Source organism: Mycobacterium sp. HUMS_12744610, from assembly GCF_041206865.1.
GTDB lineage: Bacteria > Actinomycetota > Actinomycetes > Mycobacteriales > Mycobacteriaceae > Mycobacterium > Mycobacterium servetii.
In genome coordinates this window covers 3,608,278-3,629,770 of record NZ_JBGEDP010000001.1, presented here as the reverse complement: position 1 = coordinate 3,629,770, position 21,493 = coordinate 3,608,278, and the positions used below count along the sequence as shown (strand labels likewise).

The 21,493-nt window shown below is 63.1% G+C and carries 13 protein-coding genes and 7 pseudogenes; 7 read left to right on the top strand and 13 right to left on the bottom strand.

What is annotated here, in order from left to right:
- Positions 1-30 precede the first annotated feature (30 nt).
- A complete protein-coding gene (locus AB8998_RS17440; RefSeq protein ID WP_369739006.1) occupies positions 31-1,278 on the top strand; it encodes a glycosyltransferase in 1,248 nt (415 codons plus the stop codon).
- Positions 1,279-1,551: 273 nt separating this feature from the next.
- On the opposite strand, the gene AB8998_RS17435 is transcribed toward AB8998_RS17440, so the two are convergent.
- Both AB8998_RS17435 and AB8998_RS17430 read right to left on the bottom strand, forming a co-directional pair.
- The gene (locus tag AB8998_RS17435; protein WP_369739005.1) at positions 1,552-2,226 is read right to left on the bottom strand and encodes a class I SAM-dependent methyltransferase; all 675 of its coding nucleotides are present in this window, start codon (positions 2,224-2,226) and stop codon (positions 1,552-1,554) included.
- Between the two features lie 272 nt (positions 2,227-2,498).
- Positions 2,499-2,783, bottom strand: a pseudogene (locus AB8998_RS17430) (transposase); the annotation flags it as partial.
- 147 nt (positions 2,784-2,930) lie between these two features.
- Between AB8998_RS17430 and AB8998_RS17425 the strand changes: the two are divergent.
- Positions 2,931-3,671 (top strand): annotated as a pseudogene (locus AB8998_RS17425) (IS256 family transposase); the annotation flags it as partial.
- 45 nt (positions 3,672-3,716) lie between these two features.
- On the opposite strand, the pseudogene AB8998_RS17420 reads toward AB8998_RS17425, so the two are convergent.
- Together AB8998_RS17420 and AB8998_RS17415 are read right to left on the bottom strand one after the other, a co-directional pair.
- Positions 3,717-4,802 (bottom strand): annotated as a pseudogene (locus AB8998_RS17420) (IS256 family transposase); the annotation flags it as partial.
- A gap of 179 nt (positions 4,803-4,981) precedes the next feature.
- Positions 4,982-6,382 carry an IS1380 family transposase gene (locus tag AB8998_RS17415; RefSeq protein WP_369736302.1) on the bottom strand — a complete coding sequence of 467 codons (1,401 nt, stop codon included), beginning with the start codon at positions 6,380-6,382 and terminating at the stop codon, positions 4,982-4,984.
- 143 nt (positions 6,383-6,525) lie between these two features.
- Between AB8998_RS17415 and AB8998_RS17410 the strand changes: the two genes are divergently transcribed.
- The gene (locus AB8998_RS17410; RefSeq protein ID WP_369736448.1) at positions 6,526-7,161 is read left to right on the top strand and encodes a polyamine aminopropyltransferase; all 636 of its coding nucleotides are present in this window, start codon (positions 6,526-6,528) and stop codon (positions 7,159-7,161) included.
- 234 nt (positions 7,162-7,395) lie between these two features.
- On the opposite strand, the gene AB8998_RS17405 is transcribed toward AB8998_RS17410, so the two are convergent.
- From AB8998_RS17405 to AB8998_RS31605, 4 genes and pseudogenes are all read right to left on the bottom strand, one after another.
- On the bottom strand, positions 7,396-7,680 hold the full coding sequence (locus AB8998_RS17405; protein ID WP_369736446.1) for a HigA family addiction module antitoxin: 285 nt from the start codon (positions 7,678-7,680) through the stop codon (positions 7,396-7,398).
- Positions 7,681-7,695: 15 nt separating this feature from the next.
- A complete protein-coding gene (locus AB8998_RS17400) occupies positions 7,696-7,977 on the bottom strand; it encodes a type II toxin-antitoxin system RelE/ParE family toxin (protein ID WP_369736444.1) in 282 nt (93 codons plus the stop codon).
- A gap of 958 nt (positions 7,978-8,935) precedes the next feature.
- Positions 8,936-10,336: an IS1380 family transposase gene (locus AB8998_RS17395; RefSeq protein ID WP_369736302.1), complete on the bottom strand. Its 1,401-nt coding sequence runs from the start codon at positions 10,334-10,336 to the stop codon at positions 8,936-8,938.
- A 118-nt stretch (positions 10,337-10,454) separates the two neighbouring features.
- A pseudogene (locus tag AB8998_RS31605) lies at positions 10,455-10,607 on the bottom strand (IS256 family transposase); the annotation flags it as partial.
- A 124-nt stretch (positions 10,608-10,731) separates the two neighbouring features.
- Between AB8998_RS31605 and AB8998_RS17385 the strand changes: the two are divergent.
- Positions 10,732-11,247 (top strand): annotated as a pseudogene (locus AB8998_RS17385) (IS256 family transposase); the annotation flags it as partial.
- Positions 11,248-11,282: 35 nt separating this feature from the next.
- Here AB8998_RS17385 and AB8998_RS17380 read toward each other — a convergent pair.
- Both AB8998_RS17380 and AB8998_RS17375 read right to left on the bottom strand, forming a co-directional pair.
- Positions 11,283-12,018, bottom strand: a pseudogene (locus AB8998_RS17380) (transposase); the annotation flags it as partial.
- A 173-nt stretch (positions 12,019-12,191) separates the two neighbouring features.
- Complete coding sequence (locus AB8998_RS17375; protein WP_369739003.1) at positions 12,192-12,962, bottom strand: putative capsular polysaccharide synthesis family protein; 771 nt, start codon at positions 12,960-12,962, stop codon at positions 12,192-12,194.
- A 750-nt stretch (positions 12,963-13,712) separates the two neighbouring features.
- Here AB8998_RS17375 and AB8998_RS17370 point away from each other — a divergent pair.
- The gene (locus AB8998_RS17370; RefSeq protein ID WP_369739001.1) at positions 13,713-15,002 is read left to right on the top strand and encodes a glycosyltransferase; all 1,290 of its coding nucleotides are present in this window, start codon (positions 13,713-13,715) and stop codon (positions 15,000-15,002) included.
- 93 nt (positions 15,003-15,095) lie between these two features.
- Here the strand turns inward: AB8998_RS17370 and AB8998_RS17365 are convergent, their stop codons facing one another.
- Positions 15,096-16,343 (bottom strand): glycosyltransferase family 4 protein, encoded by a 1,248-nt coding sequence (locus AB8998_RS17365; protein ID WP_369739000.1) that lies wholly within the window; start codon positions 16,341-16,343, stop codon positions 15,096-15,098.
- A gap of 64 nt (positions 16,344-16,407) precedes the next feature.
- Between AB8998_RS17365 and AB8998_RS17360 the strand changes: the two genes are divergently transcribed.
- A complete protein-coding gene (locus AB8998_RS17360) occupies positions 16,408-17,400 on the top strand; it encodes a Gfo/Idh/MocA family protein (protein ID WP_369738999.1) in 993 nt (330 codons plus the stop codon).
- A gap of 46 nt (positions 17,401-17,446) precedes the next feature.
- Here AB8998_RS17360 and AB8998_RS17355 read toward each other — a convergent pair whose 3' ends face one another.
- The gene (locus AB8998_RS17355) at positions 17,447-19,087 is read right to left on the bottom strand and encodes a GMC oxidoreductase (protein ID WP_369738998.1); all 1,641 of its coding nucleotides are present in this window, start codon (positions 19,085-19,087) and stop codon (positions 17,447-17,449) included.
- A gap of 351 nt (positions 19,088-19,438) precedes the next feature.
- On the opposite strand from AB8998_RS17355, the pseudogene AB8998_RS17350 reads away from it, so the two are divergent.
- Positions 19,439-20,371, top strand: a pseudogene (locus AB8998_RS17350) (acyltransferase family protein); the annotation flags it as partial.
- 56 nt (positions 20,372-20,427) lie between these two features.
- Here AB8998_RS17350 and AB8998_RS17345 read toward each other — a convergent pair.
- Complete coding sequence (locus tag AB8998_RS17345) at positions 20,428-21,477, bottom strand: transposase (protein WP_369738997.1); 1,050 nt, start codon at positions 21,475-21,477, stop codon at positions 20,428-20,430.
- Positions 21,478-21,493 lie beyond the last annotated feature (16 nt).

Sequence of the window (21,493 nt, the reverse complement as noted above, 5' to 3'; positions counted from 1 at the left end):
CACACGCAACAACGGAAAGGCTGTTCCGCTATGAGAGTTGTGCTGGCATGTTACGGCACTCGCGGCGATGTCGAGCCGTGCGTTGCCATCGGCCGTGAGCTGCTGCGCAGAGGCCACGACACACGCATTGCCGTCACTCCCGATCTGGTTGGCTTCGCCGAGGCGGCCGGGCTTGCGGCGGTCGCATTCGGACCGGATTTCAAGACCTATAACGACACGCAACGTAACCTGTTGCCCGCCACTGATTTCCGGATACTCTTGAACATCCCGCGTCTTATCAGGTTATCGCGCGAAGCTGAGGCGCTCCTTACGCAGACCTGGAAGCAGACGAGCGCGGTGCTGACGCCCCTGGCGGAGGGGGCCGACCTGCTGGTCACCTATCAGCTCCTCGAGGAGTCCGCGTTCAATATCGCCGAGTATTACGGGATTCCGCTGGCCACGGTGCACGTCACCCCGCGACGGGTCAACCGCCAGATACGCTCGGCCACGGCGCTGAACGAGTGGCGGCACTACTGGGGCATGTTCAAGAAGAACGACAACGCGCAGCGCCGTGAACTCGGCTTGCCGAAGGCAACAACTCCGTCGGCGCGACGCATCGCCGAACGCGGATCGCTGGAAATCCAGGCTTACGACGAGGTGTGCTTTCCGGGGCTGGCGACCGAATGGGCGAAATGGGATGGGCAACGACCTTTCGTCGGCACGCTGACGCTGGCGTTGGCGACGGAGGCCGATGACGCGGTCGCGTCATGGATCGCCGCGGGAACACCGCCGATCTACTTCGGGTTCGGTGGCACACCGGTCGAATCTCCGGCAGACACGATCGCCATGATCGCCGCGGCCTGCCAGCGGTTAGGCGAGCGAGCTCTGGTATGCGCCGCGGTGTCTGATTTCAGCAACGTCCCGCAGTTCGAGCACGTCAAGGTCGTGGAATCGATGAATTACGCGACTATCTTTCCGACTTGTCGTGCCGCCGTTCACCATGGCGGCGCGGGCACCACGGCTGCGAGCCTGCGCGCCGGACTCCCCACATTGATTCTCTGGACATGGCTCGATCAAGCCGTTTGGGGAACTCAGGTCGCACGACTGAAAGTGGGTGCCGCCCGGAGTTTTTCGGCCGCCACCGAGGAATCGCTGGTTGCGGACCTGCGCCAGATCCTTGCCTCTGAATACGCCGCCCGAGCCCGTGAGCTTTCCACGCGCATGACGACACCGACTGAAAGCGTTGCCAACGCTGCCGATCTGTTGGAAAAATTCGTCCGCTTGAAGTGTTCCCGCTGATTAGCGAAGGCGGTCTCTGGACGGTCCTGCGTCTACTCTGTCGGCCTGCTCACGATGGCTCCGAAGACGCCGACGCGGTCTCAGCGTGCAAGTGCGCGATCAAGGGCTACCGCGCTACAGCATTAAACGAGTAGATCGAAACATCGATCGGATAGGCCAACTTGGGCAAGCGTACAGCAGCGCTGCGTACTGTATGCGCTGTCGGGCGTGGCCCAGTAGATTTTCTACTGCGCGCAAATTATTTGTCATGCCTAAGCTAAGGACGAGCGGATGTCACGTTGATGGCGACGCGACGCACGCATACTGCATATAGAAGCAATCACTGAAGTATCCGAAGCTTATGATGGTCAGCACCAGTGCAAGGGGACTGTAATATGCGCTGATGCCCTTCATGCGCCGCATACTAAAGCCTGATGTTCTGAACAGCCGCACGATACTTTTGTGGGTAAAAAAGCGTAAATGCGTGCGATCGAATATACCGTAGTCCTCCTGTGGAAAATCCTTCCGAAATACTACCTTGCTGAGCGCAGGTAGAAAGCGGATGTTTGGGATAGAGGCAACAACGACACCCCCGGGGGCGAGCTTGCGCCGGAGCTCCCGAAGTGTGGAACCCGGATCAACAAGATGCTCTAGGACGTCATTGCACACGATCGCGTCGAAGTAGTTGTCCGGTAGTTTGGCGATCTGCTCATCGGCATCTCCGACGAGGACTCGATCGATGAGAGCACATGCACGTTCGGCCGCCTGCGGGTTGAACTCGATGCCCCAAACTTCCCCTCCCGTACGTTCCTTGACTGTGGCAGCGAATGCCCCCTCTGCGCAGCCGAGCTCCAGCACGCGTTTTGCCGTCGCAGGCACGAATGGCAACATCTCCGGCCGTCGTTGACGATAGTAGGCTTCAACTTCGGCTGGATCTGAGACCTGATTCCGGCTAATCACGATGCGCATAACTAATCCATCCCGTCAGCGGCGTATCCCGAGCATACACTGGGCAACTTCTCTTATTGGGTGGACACCAATTGGGAGAACCGATTAGCCGCTTCGGCCTCGAAGGGGATGTCGCCGACTTCACAACAATCAACCTGATGCGCCAGATTTTGCGCAGGTCGGCGTCCAGGCGCGCGACGTGACCGGGTTCGGCAAGCCGGGTGACCCATCCGGTGGCCGGCGCTGACACGAAAATTCGGAGACCACAACAGGTGACTGGAGCCTGTGGTGGGTTAGGTGGGTTGGGCGAGTGGTTCGAGGGTGACGCGGTAGCCGAGGGCTTGGAGTTGGTTGACCGCTCGTGCTTTGGAGACAGCTGGCCGGTGTGCGGTGTAGTAGTCAGCGCCGGGGTCGCGGTAGAAGTCTCCGTTGGTGAGCAGGTTCCAGGCGGCGATACCGAGTGCGCCCTTGAGGTAGCGGTTGCCGGGGCGGGTCCTGTTGGACTTCACTCGCCCGGCGGACTCGTTGGATCCCGGGGCCAGTCCGGCCCAGGAAGCCGGGTGCCTGGCAGAGGGAAACACTGGTGGCGGTCTTGAAGGGCGTGTCATTCCATCTGTGTAAGTCCGGGGTGGTCCATCATCGGACCGCCGTTGGGCGGACAGAAGGAGTGTTTTGTGACCAAGACCATGCAGATGCCGGCTGAGGAGACGACCGCGGCGCGGCGGCTGGCCGAGATGTTCACCGAAGAGACGCTGGACTCGTTGATTAAGGATGCGGTGAAGACCGGGACCCCGATCGACGGCGCGGACGGTTTGCTGAACCAGCTGACTAAGGCCGTGCTGGAGCGGGCGCTGAATGCGGAGCTAACCCACCATCTGGGCTATGAGGCCGGCGATCCGGCCGGACGCGGATCGGGAAATTCGCGCAACGGCACCACGCCGAAAACGGTGACCACCGTCAACGGCCCGGTGCAGATCGATGCGCCGCGTGATCGCAACGGCTCGTTTGAGCCGGCGATTGTGCCGAAGAAGACCCGCCGGCTCAACAACATCAATTCGGTGGTGTTGTCGCTGTATTCACGGGGAATGACCACCCGCGATATCGAAGCCCACCTGCAGGAGGTCTATGGGGCGTCGGTGTCGCGGGAGTTGATCTCCAATATCACCGAGGTGGTGGTCGATGAGATCAAGGCCTGGCAGGCCCGCCCGCTCGATGAGGTCTACCCGATCCTCTACATCGATGGGCTGCGGCTGCGGATCGGCGACAACGGGGTCATCACCACCAAGGTCGCCTATTTGGCCATTGGCGTGGATCTGGAGGGCCGCAAACACGCCTTGGGCTGCTGGATCCAGGACTCCGAGGGGGCGAAGTTCTGGCAGAAGGTCGTCATCGACCTGCGCAACCGCGGGGTGCGCGACATCCTCATCGCCTGCTGCGACGGGCTGACCGGTCTGCCTGAGCCTGTCACGATTTCTGTGTAAGTCAGAGGTGATTTGACTACGAGTTGTATTCTAGCACAATGGGATTCGCCCAGGGAATAGTCTGGCGAGTGTGTTGAGCGCCACAGTCCAGTTGTGCGTTCCAGTACCCGAATAGCCTCCTCTCTCGCTGGAGATGTTGCGCAGCCCGAGGTACAGCAACTTCATCGCGGCGTCCTTGTCCGTGAAATGACCACGGTTCTTGGTGATCTTGCGCAACTGGAAGTTGATCGACTCGATCGCATTGGTGGTGTAGACGATCTTGCGCAACTCCACCGGATAGTCCAGGAACGGAACGAATTCCCCCCAGGCGTTGTGCCACACGTCAATTGCACCCGGATATTGGGCGCCGAATTGCTGGTCGAACTCCTTGAGTGCGAGTTCGGCTCCATCGACGGTCGGCGCACTGTAGATCGCCCGCATCGCGGTGGCGACCTTCTTGCGGTCCTTATAAGACACGAAGCGCATCGCATTCCTAATGACGTGCACGACGCAGGTCTGCACCACGGTATCGGGATAGATCGAGCGGATCGCATCAGGCAGACCGGTCAGCCCGTCGCAGCAGGCGATGAGGATGTCGCGCACCCCGCGGTTGCGCAGGTCGATGACGACCTTCTGCCAGAACTTCGCCCCCTCGGAGTCCTGGATCCAGCAGCCCAAGGCGTGTTTGCGGCCCTCCAGATCCACGCCAATGGCCAAATAGGCGACCTTGGTGGTGATGACCCCGTTGTCGCCGATCCGCAGCCGCAGCCCATCGATGTAGAGGATCGGGTAGACCTCATCGAGCGGGCGGGCCTGCCAGGCCTTGATCTCATCGACCACCACCTCGGTGATATTGGAGATCAACTCCCGCGACACCGACGCCCCATAGACCTCCTGCAGGTGGGCTTCGATATCGCGGGTGGTCATTCCCCGTGAATACAGCGACAACACCACCGAATTGATGTTGTTGAGCCGGCGGGTCTTCTTCGGCACAATCGCCGGCTCAAACGAGCCGTTGCGATCACGCGGCGCATCGATCTGCACCGGGCCGTTGACGGTGGTCACCGTTTTCGGCGTGGTGCCGTTGCGCGAATTTCCCGATCCGCGTCCGGCCGGATCGCCGGCCTCATAGCCCAGACCTCAGAATTTCACGGTGGCCCGGGTTCTGCTGTGGCGGTCTGCGGGGCGGCAGCTTTGTCGAGGTTTTGAGGCTGGGGGTAGGCGGCGGCGCCGCGTGTCGTGCGGTGACGCCGGGTCCTTTATCCCGGGGGTGGTTACTCCTTTCTTGGGGTCGAGAGGGCATAGGGGCCTGTGGGTCAGGGTATGGCGCGGACCCTGTTGAGGGCGTCGGCGAATTCTTGTGCCCAGGGCCAGGTTTGGGGGATCCGCAGGATCAGGTAGCGGGATCGTTTGATCAGCCGGGCCGCGGCGTGCAGCAGCCGGTAGCGCAGGGTGGCGGGTTCGGCTTTGGCCAGTGGGCCGTCCAGGAGTAGCAGTCGCATCCAGCACAGCAGGTCGATGGCGATCGCGACGGCGGTGACCCAAGCGGTGTTGATGGCGAACGAGTGTGAGGGCCAGCGGGCCAGGCCGGTGTCTTTGCCGGTGCGGATGAAGCCCTCCACCCGGGCGTGGACGCGGTGGCGGGCTTCCAGTCGCTGGGGTTGTCCACCGGCAGTCGAGGTGGCGAGGACCTGGTAGCGGTAGCCGGCCAGCTGCTCGAACAATGACAACTGGGTGCCGTGTTCGATTTCTTCGCGCCGCACCAGGATGCGCATGCCGGCCGGCCAGCCGACCAGCCGATCCCCTCCGGTGCTGTGGCGCAGCAGCCCGGTCAACTCGGCGACCTGGGCGTCGTCACGGGCCGCTCCGGTGGCATCCAGTGCGGCTTGCCATCCCGCATCGGGCATCTGGCCGATCGCGACCCGGACCCGCTCATCGAGGTCGAATCCGACCGAGTAGCCCACTGACATCCCCGGCCGGGCATTGAGTTTCTCCAGGTGTTCGACGACGGCGTGGCTTGAACCCGCGCCGTCGATGGTGACCAGCAACTTGCGGCGCCACTTGGCCGGGATCGCCGCGATCGCGGCGTCGATGATCGCGATATGATCGGCCGCGGTGTTCGAGCCGGCGTTGCCTGCACGGGCGATCACCGCCAGCAGTTCGCCGGTGTTGTCACACCACGCCAACAGCGGGTGGAAGCCAAACCCGCCTTTGAAATTGCCTGCGGCGTGCTGCTTATCGCTGTGCGACTGAATCAGCGACGCGTCGATGCGGATCACGATCGTGTCCCCGAGGTCCCCATAGCAGGTCTGCGAAGCCGGGATCGCACCGTGGCGGGCCTCGATCGCCTCCCACACCCGAGAGCGGACCTTGTTGCGCACGGCCGTGACCTCGGTGATGCTCTGCTCGTCGATCTCGCCCAGGGACCGCCACATCGTCGGAACCGACGCCACCGCCTGAAACAACCGGTGCTGATCGCGCAGCACCGCGGTGCCGGCCAGGTTCTGCGCGCCGCCGGCGATCGATACCGCCACATCGCGCAACACCGCGCCTCGGTCGTGGGTGACTTCTGGGCGCGACAGCACCGACGACAAACCGCTGGTCAAACCCAGATTGTCGGCCAGCAACCGGGGTATCACGTTACCGGCGTGCCCGACCACGTCGTCGCCACGGACCTCAACTCGGACATTCTTCGACCAATCCGTAGTAGCCTGCATCTGACAGGTGCACTCCCATCCTGGATAACCGAGCCTCGAATACTCCGATTATCCTTGCGGCAGTGCACCTTTCACGTTAACGACACCCCTGAGCTCCACATTCGATGAAAAATCCAGGCCTGCGGCGCCGATTCGATCTGACGGTGCGCGCCGATGTCTATGAGGTCAAGCTCGATGACGAGTACTTGATGTCGAGCCTGTTCACCGTCGCCGAAAGGGAACTCGCAAGGCTGGGATTGGCACGGACGCCAGGAGCGGGCCTCGACGTGGTAATCGGTGGACTCGGCCTTGGCTACACCGCGCGAGAAGCACTGGAATGCAACCGGATTCGGACACTCACTGTGGTCGAATACTCCAATGCCGTCATCAGCTGGCATGAACGCGACCTGCTACCTGACACAGCCGGCCTAGCCGCTGACAACCGTGTGGCGCTGGTGTGCGCGGACTTCTTCGCGGCGACGACGGACTCGGTGGGCTTCGATCCTGCCCAGCCCGGCCGAACCTATGACGCGATCCTGCTCGACATCGATCACTCGCCCCGCCACGTGCTACACCATCCGCACGCAGACTTCTACACCTACGACGGCCTGCACGCCATGTCGGCTTTTCTGGCCCCCGGCGGCACGTTCGCCATGTGGTCCGACGATGCACCGGACGACAGCTTCAGCTCCATCCTCGAGGCCGTCTTCACCGACGTCGAGGCCAGGCATATCTGGTTCGACAACCCCCTCACCAGAGGCAAGTCGTCCGCGACCATCTACCTCGCGACCCGGCGGTGAGAGCCACACCTCGATGTGAACGACGCGGGGTTCGTGGTGCCTGCCACCTGCATCTATGGCGCGCCCGAAGGGATTCGAACCGTGTAGCCAGCAGTGCAGGGATGCCTGACTGTCGTCAGAAATGTCGTCCGCCGCCCGCCTCGGCGACGGGGTGCTGGCGGTGTTCGAAGGTAACTAACTGACGTGGACCCGCCGACCGCAAACAGGGTTGCGCGTCCCCCACGTTGGTTGTGGCTACGACGCCAGAACTTGAACGCGGCTCAAGTCGGCTGTTTCACGTGCGACTTCGATGTCGTAGTGCTTCTGGAGGTTCAGCCAGTAAGTGTCCGACTGGCCGAACAGCTTCCCGAGCCGCAACGACGTGTCGGGCGTGATGGCACGCTGACCGTGCACGATCTGATTGATGCGCCGCGGCGGTACATCGATCAGATCAGCGAGCTTGCGCTGTGAAAGACCGAGGTCAGCGAGGTACTGGTCGGCGAGAATCCGGCCGGGGTGAACCGGCGCAATATCCCTCATAGTGATGTCCTTTCCCTAGTGGTAGTCGACGATTTGAACGTCGCGCGGGCCGGCGGCGGTCCACACGAAGCAGATGCGGTATTGGCCGTTGATGGGGACGCTGTACTGGCCTTTGCGGTCACTACCCAAGGCTTCGAGACGGTTACCGGGCGGCATTCTGAGATCACTGATCTGGTTGGCCGCGTTGAGCATCAGAAGCTTTTGGAGCGCTCGATCGCTGAGTTCCGGGCTGTACTTCTTTACTCGGCGTCCGTTGAACAGCTTCTCTGTGTCCTTGTCGGCGAACGCCTGGATCACAAATCAAAGCGTACCGCGTAGCGTTACACGGCCAAAGCGTACGGCCCGAGCTACAGGCAGTTGCTCGGGAATCAGGTGGTCAGCCTCATCGACGATCGACAGGAATCGTGTCGTCAAACGTATGGGTATCGCCCCGACACGGCGGCCAAAAAGGTCTGACCTGAGCGCGCCCGAAGGGATTCGAACCCCTAACCTTCTGGCGTATCCAACCGCCAGTAGACCGTCCGCGTGCGTCCGTTAATGTATTGCAGCACAATAGTTTCTGTAGGCACAGCGTCCGTGCTAAACCGGTTGAATCCGGGCGCATCTATCGGGTTTGTATCAGTAAAGTGGAGACTGGTGAAGGGCGCCAGCGTTTGCTGCCAATGGTGTCCATGGGGCGCCTGGGGGTTGCGCATGTCCACTCGGCCGCCATCCGCGGCGGGCAGGCCGACGTTGCCTGAGGCCAGGGGCGCTCGGAACCCGTAACACGAGAAAAGCCGCCTGCGAATCTCCTGTACATGCCTCAGGTTGTAGACACGTCTGCCACGCGCTCAGTCCACACTCCCGGTAGGAGCGAAACCACTCCGAACTACCGAATAGCGGGGGCGCAATGAACAGAGCAGCGTCTGACAATCCTCTCGGTCTGGGCCTAGTTATCGTCGGTGCCGTCGCGATTGATATCTCGACGTTCTTGCCGCTGGTCGAACCCATAGTCACATTTAGCAGGGTTGCCGACAACACTCTTATCCAGCACGACGGCTGGACGCTCGTCGCGCTCGCCTTGGGCATCGCCGTTAGCCTCAGAATTTCACGGTGGCCCGGGTTCTGCTGTGGCGGTCTGCGGGGCGGCAGCTTTGTCGAGGTTTTGAGGCTGGGGGTAGGCGGCGGCGCCGCGTGTCGTGCGGTGACGCCGGGTCCTTTATCCCGGGGGTGGTTACTCCTTTCTTGGGGTCGAGAGGGCATAGGGGCCTGTGGGTCAGGGTATGGCGCGGACCCTGTTGAGGGCGTCGGCGAATTCTTGTGCCCAGGGCCAGGTTTGGGGGATCCGCAGGATCAGGTAGCGGGATCGTTTGATCAGCCGGGCCGCGGCGTGCAGCAGCCGGTAGCGCAGGGTGGCGGGTTCGGCTTTGGCCAGTGGGCCGTCCAGGAGTAGCAGTCGCATCCAGCACAGCAGGTCGATGGCGATCGCGACGGCGGTGACCCAAGCGGTGTTGATGGCGAACGAGTGTGAGGGCCAGCGGGCCAGGCCGGTGTCTTTGCCGGTGCGGATGAAGCCCTCCACCCGGGCGTGGACGCGGTGGCGGGCTTCCAGTCGCTGGGGTTGTCCACCGGCAGTCGAGGTGGCGAGGACCTGGTAGCGGTAGCCGGCCAGCTGCTCGAACAATGACAACTGGGTGCCGTGTTCGATTTCTTCGCGCCGCACCAGGATGCGCATGCCGGCCGGCCAGCCGACCAGCCGATCCCCTCCGGTGCTGTGGCGCAGCAGCCCGGTCAACTCGGCGACCTGGGCGTCGTCACGGGCCGCTCCGGTGGCATCCAGTGCGGCTTGCCATCCCGCATCGGGCATCTGGCCGATCGCGACCCGGACCCGCTCATCGAGGTCGAATCCGACCGAGTAGCCCACTGACATCCCCGGCCGGGCATTGAGTTTCTCCAGGTGTTCGACGACGGCGTGGCTTGAACCCGCGCCGTCGATGGTGACCAGCAACTTGCGGCGCCACTTGGCCGGGATCGCCGCGATCGCGGCGTCGATGATCGCGATATGATCGGCCGCGGTGTTCGAGCCGGCGTTGCCTGCACGGGCGATCACCGCCAGCAGTTCGCCGGTGTTGTCACACCACGCCAACAGCGGGTGGAAGCCAAACCCGCCTTTGAAATTGCCTGCGGCGTGCTGCTTATCGCTGTGCGACTGAATCAGCGACGCGTCGATGCGGATCACGATCGTGTCCCCGAGGTCCCCATAGCAGGTCTGCGAAGCCGGGATCGCACCGTGGCGGGCCTCGATCGCCTCCCACACCCGAGAGCGGACCTTGTTGCGCACGGCCGTGACCTCGGTGATGCTCTGCTCGTCGATCTCGCCCAGGGACCGCCACATCGTCGGAACCGACGCCACCGCCTGAAACAACCGGTGCTGATCGCGCAGCACCGCGGTGCCGGCCAGGTTCTGCGCGCCGCCGGCGATCGATACCGCCACATCGCGCAACACCGCGCCTCGGTCGTGGGTGACTTCTGGGCGCGACAGCACCGACGACAAACCGCTGGTCAAACCCAGATTGTCGGCCAGCAACCGGGGTATCACGTTACCGGCGTGCCCGACCACGTCGTCGCCACGGACCTCAACTCGGACATTCTTCGACCAATCCGTAGTAGCCTGCATCTGACAGGTGCACTCCCATCCTGGATAACCGAGCCTCGAATACTCCGATTATCCTTGCGGCAGTGCACCTTTCACGTTAACGACACCCCTGAGCTCCACATTCGATGAAAAATCCAGGCAGATGGTGGGTTAGCTCCGCATTCAGCGCCCGCTCCAGCACGGCCTTAGTCAGCTGGTTCAGCAAACCGTCCGCGCCGTCGATCGGGGTCCCGGTCTTCACCGCATCCTTAATCAACGAGTCCAGCGTCTCTTCGGTGAACATCTCGGCCAGCCGCCGCGCCGCGGTCGTCTCCTCAGCCGGCATCTGCATGGTCTTGGTCACAAAACACTCCTTCTGTCCGCCCAACGGCGGTCCGATGATGGACCACCCCGGACTTACACAGATGGAATGACACGCCCGTCTGCCTGATGCGATCCGCTCGATCTATCCCGATACCGTGGTGCAGACCTGCGTCGTGCACGTCATTAGGAATGCGATGCGCTTCGTGTCTTATAAGGACCGCAAGAAGGTCGCCACCGCGATGCGGGCGATCTACAGTGCGCCGACCGTCGATGGAGCCGAACTCGCACTCAAGGAGTTCGACCAGCAATTCGGCGCCCAATATCCGGGTGCAATTGACGTGTGGCACAACGCCTGGGGGGAATTCGTTCCGTTCCTGGACTATCCGGTGGAGTTGCGCAAGATCGTCTACACCACCAATGCGATCGAGTCGATCAACTTCCAGTTGCGCAAGATCACCAAGAACCGTGGTCATTTCACGGACAAGGACGCCGCGATGAAGTTGCTGTACCTCGGGCTGCGCAACATCTCCAGCGAGAGAGGAGGCTATTCGGGTACTGGAACGCACAACTGGACTGTGGCGCTCAACACACTCGCCAGACTATTCCCTGGGCGAATCCCATTGTGCTAGAATACAACTCGTAGTCAAATCACCTCTGACTTACACAGAAATCGTGACAGGCTCGTCTTGAAACCGGAAAATCCATCCATAGCAACGACTTCCACTCGGTCACGCCAGTCTTGTGGCCGCTCAGCCAGCCATTGTTGGAACGCCTTCTTGGACCGCCCTCCGACCATGTCGAGCAACCGCGCAGGACCGGAGCCATCCCGCACCGGGGTCAGGTCGATGATGACGGTGACGTACTTGTCGCCGCGGCGGGTGTGACGCCACACGTGTTCATCGACACCGATCACCGCCACCGAGTCGAAGCGGGCCGGATCGGCGATGAGTACCCGCTGTCCTTCGGCGAGCACCGCGTTGTTGGCGGTGTTCCACGACACCGCCAGTCCCTCGGCGACCCGGGCCATGCTCAGGTGCTGGCAGGGCAGGGGCTTCCAGCGCCCAGCGCAACCCCCAGCGGGAGAGCTTGGCCCGCGGCTCGGCGGCCTTGCTGTTGTCTTGGCGCCACACATGCGCGCAGCCGGCGCACCGATAGCGGCGCACGGTGACCAGCAAGGTCGTGGGCCGCCATCCGAACGGCTCGTGCGCCAGTTGGCGGGTGACGCTGTCACGCACGCTGCCCTGTTCGCCGCAGCGGCGACACCACGAGTCGTCATCGATGATCCGGCACGCCAGTACCGCCCGATCAGGTTGCAGGCGTTGTCCGGTCACCTGCAGTCCGAGCTCATCAAGGCAGCAGAACGTGGTCAGATCAGGGCAAGCGAAGGTAGCGTCAGGCACGTCGAGGTCTTCCAGATGAGGCGTGTAGGAACCTTCATCTTCGGAAGACCTCGACGCCTACCCCGGCAACGACGCGCCGACCACCTCTACACCCTCAACTGCGAAGAGCCGCTAATCTGCTGGCCTTGCTCACGATGGCGGCAAAGGTGCCGATATGCAGCACGACTTTCCCGCTACCGATGCCGCGGGGCCCGATGATCCCAATCTACGGCTGCTTCACTAGTGGATGCTTTCCGCCATCTTGACCGCATGCTCGCCAACTCTTGATCGGTATAGAAATAGCGTGCATAAGGCGTACAGTATGCAGCCTCGAAATCGGCGTCCGAAAATGTGATTTCCTGTCGGAACTCGTTCATCAAATCGAAGTACCACTTCCGAGAAGAAAGATTAGCTGGCCAGAGGCGGTCGATCCGGGAAGACTCCCCATAGCGGCTCACCACGAACTCGTTCAGTGCGTCCAGGTGGTTCTTATGGATGTCTTCGAACCGGAGCACCAGAACCCGCCAGTTCCCTTCCCGGAAAATCTGCCAGCCCTGCTCCGGCTCGAAGCCATGATCGTAGATCCGGATTCCGGTGGCCGGTTCAAAATGGCGATCAAACCATTCCGTTGCCTGCGGTATCCCTTCGTCCCATGCGTGAAAACGCGCGATCATCTCGTCCATGCTAGCGTTTCGGGCGGCTTCCTCGGACTCGAAGCAAAAGCCATGCACCGCAGCATCTGGGCTTACCCGAGTCACGGCAAGGTTTTGGAAAAAGCATGAAATCTTCCTAGCCAGCGGATCCCGTGTGGCAGTGATGATGTCGAAATACTCAGCCCTCTTTGACCGTCGACCCATCCTGTAGGGCTCGTACGTGGAATGGAAGTCCGCGCGATCATGCAGATGGTAGTAGCGGTAACGGGCCTCGAGCGTTTCCTCGTGTGTTGTGGACCCCACCTTGCCCATCTGAAACACGAATAGCGGGTCTCGGAAGCGACCGCGAGTCCGACGCCAGGCTAGCTCAGGATTCAGGGTCCACTTCGTTCTGTTCCGTTGCCGCATCCCCTACTACTATGCCCAAGGGATACTGTTTCCGCAACCGAAACGAGCCTACTGGGCGAAGTTCGTCGGCTCTTCATAGATCGAGGTCTGGAGGGGCTTGGCCCGTTGCGGGCCCAGCCGGGGGTGGGGGTCTTCCGATGACGGGGATTCCTACATCGGCCTTCCAAAAGGCCTAGATGTGCGCACGTTTTGGCAGTTCAAGCTCGGTTTGCGCCGCCTCGACCGCTTTCCGCGACGCTCTCTGAACTCGAGCTGAGGCGGCTGGCCAACGGCTCGACCTCGAGCGGGGCGGTGCAGGCCTCTCGGGTCACCAACGATCTCGGGCCCGGTGCTGCGTCGTGACGAGTGGCATTTCAGCTAAGTTTTTGAGATGGCATCGGACCCCGGCGCGCGTGCGTCGGGGAATTTGCTGCCGCATCCGGGGGTCAATCGGCGCGACCCGCAGGCCGGGCAGATCGCCCACCTGCGGGTTGACGAGCCGACGAGCCGAGACTAGCAAGAGACGAGAAAGACCCGCGCCGGGGGGAAAGCAAACTGCACATGCTCTCGGAGGCGCTTCAAAGCTCCAACCCCCGCCCATAATCCGAGATCCGGTAATAATGATCGATGCCCCCCGGCGTCGCCTATGCCCCGACTGAAAGGCTTGAGCCCGCGATGAAATTTGTGCTGGCATGCTATGGAAGTCGCGGTGATGTCGAGCCCTCCGTCGTTGTCGGTCGCGAGTTGCAGCGCCGAGGGCATGACGTGCGTATGGCCGTTTCACCCAACTTGGTCGGCTTCACCGAGGCGACAGGGCTTGCGGCGGTTGCCTACGGCTTGGACACTCAGGCCCTCCTGGACGCGCAGCGCAACTATTGGACATGTCGCTTTCGCACTCCCTGGAACATCAAAGAGATGAACAGGTTGCAGCGCGAGAATCTGGAAATCTCCAACCAATGCTGGCGGCAGATGGGCGCCACGCTGACCTCGCTCGCAGAAGGGGCCGACCTGCTGTTCACCGGCCTCACCTTTGAGCAGCCCGCCGCCAATGTCGCCGAGTATTACGACATTCCGTTGGCCACACTGGATTACTACCCGATCCGGGCCAACGGGCAGCTGCTGCCGTTCCTGCCGGCTCCGTTGATCCGCCGCGCATGGATGGCGGGCGATTGGATGAATTGGCGCGCGATGAAAAAGACCGAGGATGCCCAGCGCCGGGAACTGGGTCTACCGAAGGCCACGCGCACCACATCGCGGCGGATCACCGAAAGCGGTTCCCTGCAAATCCAGGCCTACGACGAGGTGTGGTTTCCCGGGTTGGCCGCGGAGTGGGCGAAATATGGAGGCCAGCGGCCCTTCGTCGGCACCCTGACAATGGAGTCGCCGACCGATGCCGACGAGGAGGTCGCGGCGTGGATCGCCGCCGGGACACCGCCGATCTTCTTCGGCTTCGGCACCATACCCATCGCATCCCCGGCCGACACGCTCGCCCTGATCGCCGCGGCCTGCGCGGAGGTCGGTGAGCGGGCATTGGTCTGCGCCGGGTCCAGTGACTTCGGCAATGCCGCCGACTTCGAACACGTCAAGGTGGTGAGCACGGTCAATTACGCGACGACCTTCCCCACCTGTCGCGCGGTCGTGCACCACGGTGGTGCGGGCACCCTGGCCGCGGGGCTGCGCGCCGGAGTCCCGACGTTGATCCTGTGGACCCTGCCCGATCAGATCATCTGGGGAGCCCAGCTCAAACGACTCAAAATCGGCTCCTCCCGGCGCTTTTCGTCTGTCACCCCTAAATCGCTGGTCGCAGAACTTCGCACCATCCTGGCCCCGGACTACCTCGCACGCGCCCGCGAGATCGCCACCCGCATGACCCGACCCGCCGAAAGCGCCGCAGCCGCTGCCGATCTCCTCGAAAATTTCGCCCGCCAGCGGCGCATCGATAGATCGGTGAAGCCGAGCCGTTGAGGCGGCGGCCATTTCCGTTCCGCTGCAACACCTATCCACCAATAGTGGATGTGATTGCCATTCCTTGACGCAAAGGCAGCCCTGGCAGGCGGTTCAGCACAGGTCGAGAACGGTGGCGAGTTCATTGTCGTGGCGGTTGCGTTCGAAGCGCTGCGCGGTTTCCACCGCACGAACACCGAGGCTACGGCGCAGCTCCTCGTCCGACTCTAGCGCCATCAGGTTGGCCGCGAGTGCGGTGGCATCCCCGGCGGGACTCAGCAGCCCGTTGACGCCCGGATCGATGATCTCCGGGGTACCGCCCGCGTTCGTTCCGCACACCGGCAATCCGGCCCTCATCGCCTCCACGGTGACGCGGCCGAACGCCTCGCACTCGCTGCACATCAGGCCGACATGGGCGGCCGACCAGTAGCGGTCGACGTCGTCCGTTGGTCCGTCAATGTTGACCAGGTCCGCGACGCCCAGGCGTCGAGCGAGCTCGCGTACCGGTTCTTGGTCGCCCGCACCGACCAATGTCAACTCGATGTCGACACCGGCCTGCCGGGCAACGGCAACAGCCTCGACCGCAAGGTGTTGTCCCTTGGATGCAGAGAAACGGCCGACAAGCACAGCTCGTATCCGTTCGCCCGGCTGTCGCTGCGGCGGCGTCGCGGGTGCGGCGTCGATGGCCGGATAGAGGACGGACGTCTTCATCGTCGGATCCACCGCGAGTAGCGATTTCTCAACCGCTTGCGAACTGCAGATCACCATATTCGAGAGCCGGCCAATCACACGGACGGTCCGGCGGTAGCCCAGGAAAAACCGAAGCTGGTGGTCCTCTTTTCCGAACTCGCAAACCATCCAGTAGTGGGGGATACCGAGCAGTTTGGCAGCGATGGCGTGTGAAGGAATGCCCATCGTATTGGTCAGCACCATCGTCGGCCGCAGCCGAATAAGCAGCCACACTGCTCGCAAGATGCCCGGCAGCAGCAGCGCGACGACAATCGCCTCGGCGAGTGGCACGAGAAGTGCGCCGACAAGGGCTTGGGTGAGTCGCGAGCTGACGCGTTCGCGCCACTGTTCGTAGTAAGCCCACCACGGTACCCAGGTGATTTCGGTCCGGATGCCGTATCCCTCGCACTCCCTCGCGAGGCTTCCCTTCCGCGGGTAGACGCCGACCACATCGAGGTCTGGCCGCTTTTTGCGGAGCGCCAGGACCATATCGCGAAATCCGAACTCAGCGCCTCCGTCCAATTCCCATCGATGGGAGATCACCAGGATTCGGGGGAGATCGGTTTTAGTGCCCGATGCCTCATTTGCGTGCCGCCACAGGCCAATGCGGCGCCAGATATCGGCGGCAATCATTGCGACAGTATGCCCAACCGCGCCGGCACACGAAAGCGGTGGGTCGGGTGCTAGCATCCCGGCCATGTCTGGAGGCGGCGCCCCGGTGCGGATCGGCATTCTGGGGGCAGCGGGCATCGCACCCACGGCGCTTGTCAAACCGGCTCGGAAAAGCGCCGAAGTCGTGGTGGCCGCGGTGGCCGCGCGCGACGTGTCGCGTGCGAACTCCTTTGCCGCCAAACACGGCGTCGCCCGGGTGCACGACACCTATGAGGCGCTGATCGCCGATCCGGACCTGGACGCTGTCTACAACCCGCTACCGGTCGCCTTGCACGGCAGGTGGACTCGCGCCGCGCTGGACGCGGGTAAGCACGTGCTGTGTGAAAAGCCTTTCACCGCGAATGCAGCCGAGGCCCGCGAGGTCGCCGAGCTGGCCGCGAAGTCTGACCGGGTTGTGATGGAGGCCTTTCATTACCGCTACCACCCGTGTGCTTTGCGGGTCGACGAGATCATTGCCTCCGGGGAGTTGGGCAACTTGAAGCGGGTCGAGGGGCACTGGTGCTTTCCGATGCCGAAGTCCTCGCGCAACCGCTACAACTACGCCCTCGGTGGGGGCGCGCTCATGGACCTCGGATGTTATGCGGTCGACATGGTGCGCAGGTTCGGTGGTTCGACTCCGGATGTCGTTTCGGCGCAGGCCAAGCTGCGCGGTGCTGAGGTGGACCGCGTCATGACCGCCGAATTGCGCTTTGCCGGCGGGCATACCGGCCGGATCCACTGCTCGATGTGGTCGACCGACCTGCCGCGGTTGACCGTAAGGGTAGTTGGTGACCGCGGCGAGTTGCGGCTCCATCCGCTGATACCTTTCCAGCGCTTCTCGGTCCGGTCGGCCAAGGGGAAGCGGGTGGAGAACTTCGCGGCAGCGCGCCCCACGTATGCGTATCAACTCGACGCTTTCGCCGCGGCCGTGCTGCGCGACCAACCGATCAAGACGACACCGGAAGAAGCGATCGAGAACATGACCGTCATCGACGCGATGTATCGCGCTGCGGGCCTTTCGATTCGGATGCCAGCCTGACGGTGGCGGTCCGTTCGCCCAGGCGCTTCGGACATCATCGGCCGGGTCAGCTGGGGAACTGTGCCTGGTTAACGTGCTCGGCCACGCGCAGCGCGTTGGCCGCGACGGTCAGGCTGGGGTTCAGGCCGGTGCTGGACGGGAAGAACGAAGTGTCCACCACGTACAGGTTGTCGACTTCGTGCGCCCGGTTTTGCGGGTCGAGCACGCTAGTTTTGGGATCGGTGCCGAAGCGGCACGTTCCGCAGACGTGACCCAGGTTCCCGTTGTTTTCGCCGCTCCCCACGGACATGTGGCGAAAGGGCTGCAGCACCGCTTTCAATTCGCGCAAAAACGTCGCCCGGCGCTCGATCTCACTGGGATGCAAGCGATATCTGATGCGCAGCCGCTGACGGCCGTCCAGGCCGGGCCGGTCGGACGGCAGCACGCGGTTCTCCAGATAGGGCAGATCTTCTGTCATCGCGGCCAGCACCAGCCCGCCGGTGAAGAACCGCGTGTAGATCTGGCGCACCGCCGGGCTCATCGCACGCAGCGCCTTGCCACGCCAGTCGGGGCGGTTGGTCAGCCACTGCATGGGCGGTATCGCGCCGAATGACTGGACGGTGCCGTGCTTTTGGCCCTCCCAGAAGTAGAAGTCGTTGAGCCCGATCTCCTTGTTCGCGGCGGTGGTCTTGTGGCCGGGGTGCGGCCAGACCTCGATCGTGTCCAGTAAATGGCGCATCAGGTTGCGCCCGACGTAGTCGGAGCCGTTGGCCAGTCCGCGTGGCCATTGCCCGGAGCGGGAGTTGAGTAGGAGCAGTGGGGTGGCCAGGGCGCCGGCGGCGAGCACCACCACTTTGGCTTTCAGTGCCAGCATGTCGTCGTGGTGTTGGGCGATCACCTGTCGGACGTGGGTGTGGTCGGCCTCGAGGCGGAGCACTCGGCATTCGTCGATCAGGTGGGCGCCGTGCTCGGTGAGGGCGGGTAGCACGCCGTTGCGGCCGGCGTCGTTCTTGCACGATCGGTCGCAGAGATAGGTCTGGCAGGTGGCACAGCCGTCGGTGTAGTCACACGCCATGGGCAGGTGGTAGGGGTGTAGGCCGCGTCCGGTCAGGTAGTTGACCAGGGGCTGGTTGTCGGGGGAGAACGGGGGAGCGGCGGGCAGGTTGACGTGGGCGGCTTCGGGTCGCAGGGGATCGGGTGCGCCGCGCACCCCGAGCAGTTTTTCGGCCTGGGTGTACCAGGGGGCTAGCTGGTCGTAGGTGATCGGCCAGGTTTCGGGGACGGTGGAGTCGCCGGGATCCTTGAAGTTTTGGCGGGGGGTGAAGTCTTGGGTGAAGAAGCGTTCGCAGACCATGCCGTAGAGGGCCGAGGAGCCGCCGGTACCGGCACCGATGTACGGCACGAAGCGTTTGGGGAAGCGTCCGCTGATGTCTTCGATTTCGTCGGTGGAGCGTCCGGCGCGGGCTAAGGCGTCGTAGTAGGTCGTTGCGGAGCGTGCCGCCTGGGGTTCGGCCAGTTCGGGCATGGCCGCGCGGATCGTGCCCGGTGTGCCGGGCAGGGTGGAGCGTCCTTTTTCGACGAACAGCACGCGTCGGCCCGAGCGGGCCAGCGAGTAGCCCAGCATGCCCCCACCCATGCCGGTGCCCACCACGATCACGTCCCACACGATGCGTTCGGCCTCGCGCGCGCTCAGATCGCCGTCAGCCAAAATAGAGCTCCTCAGTTGTAAGGGACAAACGGGGCGAAGTCACCCGCGCCGCCAAGCAGCCGTCGGCCGGAGGGTTGTTGGCGATTCCAGTTCTCCGCTTTAAACAGGACAACTTTCCCGCCGCGTCGCGTCAGCGCTTTGAGAGCCCGAGGCGCCCGAAGCCCCCGATCCGGCGGCGATGACGTCATGATTCGCCAACATACTCAACGTGTTGGACAGGTGTGTGATAATTGCTCGACTCGAAGATCGCGTCCTCTTTCCAGGTAGGTGAACTTGCACCCAGCCGACAGCGTTGGCCCTACCGACGAGACGCAAAGTCAACGCGCGGCACAGAAGCGATTTCGGCCGGACATCGAGGGTTTGCGCGCCGTCGCGGTGGTGGCCGTTGTCCTGTTTCACGCTGAGGTGCCCTGGGTCGGCGGCGGATTCGTCGGCGTCGACGTGTTCTTCGTCATTTCCGGCTTCCTGATCACCGGGTTGCTGTGGCGCGAGGCGAGTAGCACCGGCACCGTCCGACTGGGCCGCTTCTACGGGGCGCGAGCCCGCCGCCTGCTGCCGGCATCGGCCACGGTGGGCATCGTTACGATGGTTGGTGCGGCTTTCCTACTACCCGTGTTGCAGGCCGGACCGATCATTCGCGACGGAATCGCGAGCGCGTTGTACATCAGCAACTATTGGTTTGCTCTACAAGGCGTTGACTACCTGGCCGCCACGGCGACGCCCTCGCCGTTTCAGCACTACTGGTCGTTGGGGGTGGAGGAGCAGTTCTACCTGGTGTGGCCGGCAATGATCATCGGTACGGCTTGGCTCGTCCGCCGCGCGCATCGGCGCACAGGGCCTGGGGCCACTTCGTCGCAGAGCCTATATTTGCTGGTCCTCGCGCTGGTCGCGGTCGTGTCCTTCGCGATGTCGCTGGCGCTTACCCGCCTGGCGCCTCCTGTGGCGTTCTTTTCTCTGCCCACCCGCGCCTGGGAATTGGCGGCCGGCGGCCTGGTGGCCCTCACCGCCGGCCAGTGGCGCCGACTTCCGCCCTGGCCCGCCGCAATCGCGGGCTGGTCAGGGCTGGGCTTGATCCTGCTGGCCTGCACCTGGTTGAACCCGACAACACCCTATCCGGGTATCGCGGCGCTGTTGCCCGTGCTGGGAGCGGTGTTGGTGATCGGTGCAGGCTGCGCCGCCCCTGCGCAAGGATGCGGCCACGCACTAGCGGTGCGGCCCATGCGGGCGATCGGCCGGGTGTCCTATTCGTGGTATCTGTGGCACTGGCCGGTGTTGATGGTGGCGCTCTGGTCCATAGCACCTGAGGTGTTTCTGACTTTGCGATAGACATTCGCGTTTGATCAGACAACATCGTCGGGATCCTGTATGGGTTGAGTGTGCCTTTGCTGGCGGTGCCAGGCAAGTCGGCGGTTGCGGGCGGATTCGAGCCCGGCTTGGCGTGCTTTGCGGATGGCCTCCCCTCGTCCTTCGTGTTCGTCGTTGGGCGTGACATAGCCGATGCCGGCGTGCAACCGGACTCCGTTCCAGAATTGGCGGGTGACGGCAAGTTCGGCGCGCAGGGTGGCGGGGTCCTCGATCGCGAGCAGGTGCGGGAACTCGGCCTTGAGGTGCCCGTTGAAACTCTCGATCCAGGCTTGATCGGTCGGCGTTCCGGGGCGTCCGAAGTGCTGGGCGATCGCAGACATGGCCATGAACTCCCGCGTCGAGCCCGACGTCATCTGGGGACCGTTATCGGACACCGCGAGCAGGATCGGCCGGGCCTGGTCGTCGATGCCGATATCGACCAGGCCGTCGGCGCGTCGCTCAACGGCCTGCAGGAGTCCCTCGATGTCGAGCGCGTCGGTGAACCCGATCTCGACCTGGGTGGAGGTTTCCTCAGCGGAGACGACCTCGGTGATCCACTTGCGCGAGACCAAATCCTGAATGATCAACACTGCCATCCCCGCCCTGGTGAAGTGCGTCGTATCGTAAATCCAGATCGAGTTCGGCTTGTAGTCCACCCAATCCGGGAAGGGCTTGCGTTGAGAACGTCCAGGCTTGGGAAGTGGTCGAAAGTGCTTGTCCGCCAAGAACAGGACCCGACGAACACTCGACGGTGACACCCATACCCGGCCCAGATAAGAGCCGCGGTGAGCAAGCTTGCGGTGCGAGCGGTCGGTCTCGCCCCACTGGTCGAACAACGCCAAGACCTCGCTGACTTCTTCGTCGAGCAGCCCATGCATGGGCGACCCACCAGGGATCTTGTCGACCAGCTGGCCGATCGCTCGGCGAGCGATCCAGCGATGTGCCCGCAGCTCGCCGAGCTCCAACGCATGGCATGCCTGGCGCAGTGTCCAACCTTCATCGACCGCCTGGTCGAGCAAGCCCAACAGCGCCGTCTTGGTGGCCACGTCGACACGGTGTGGG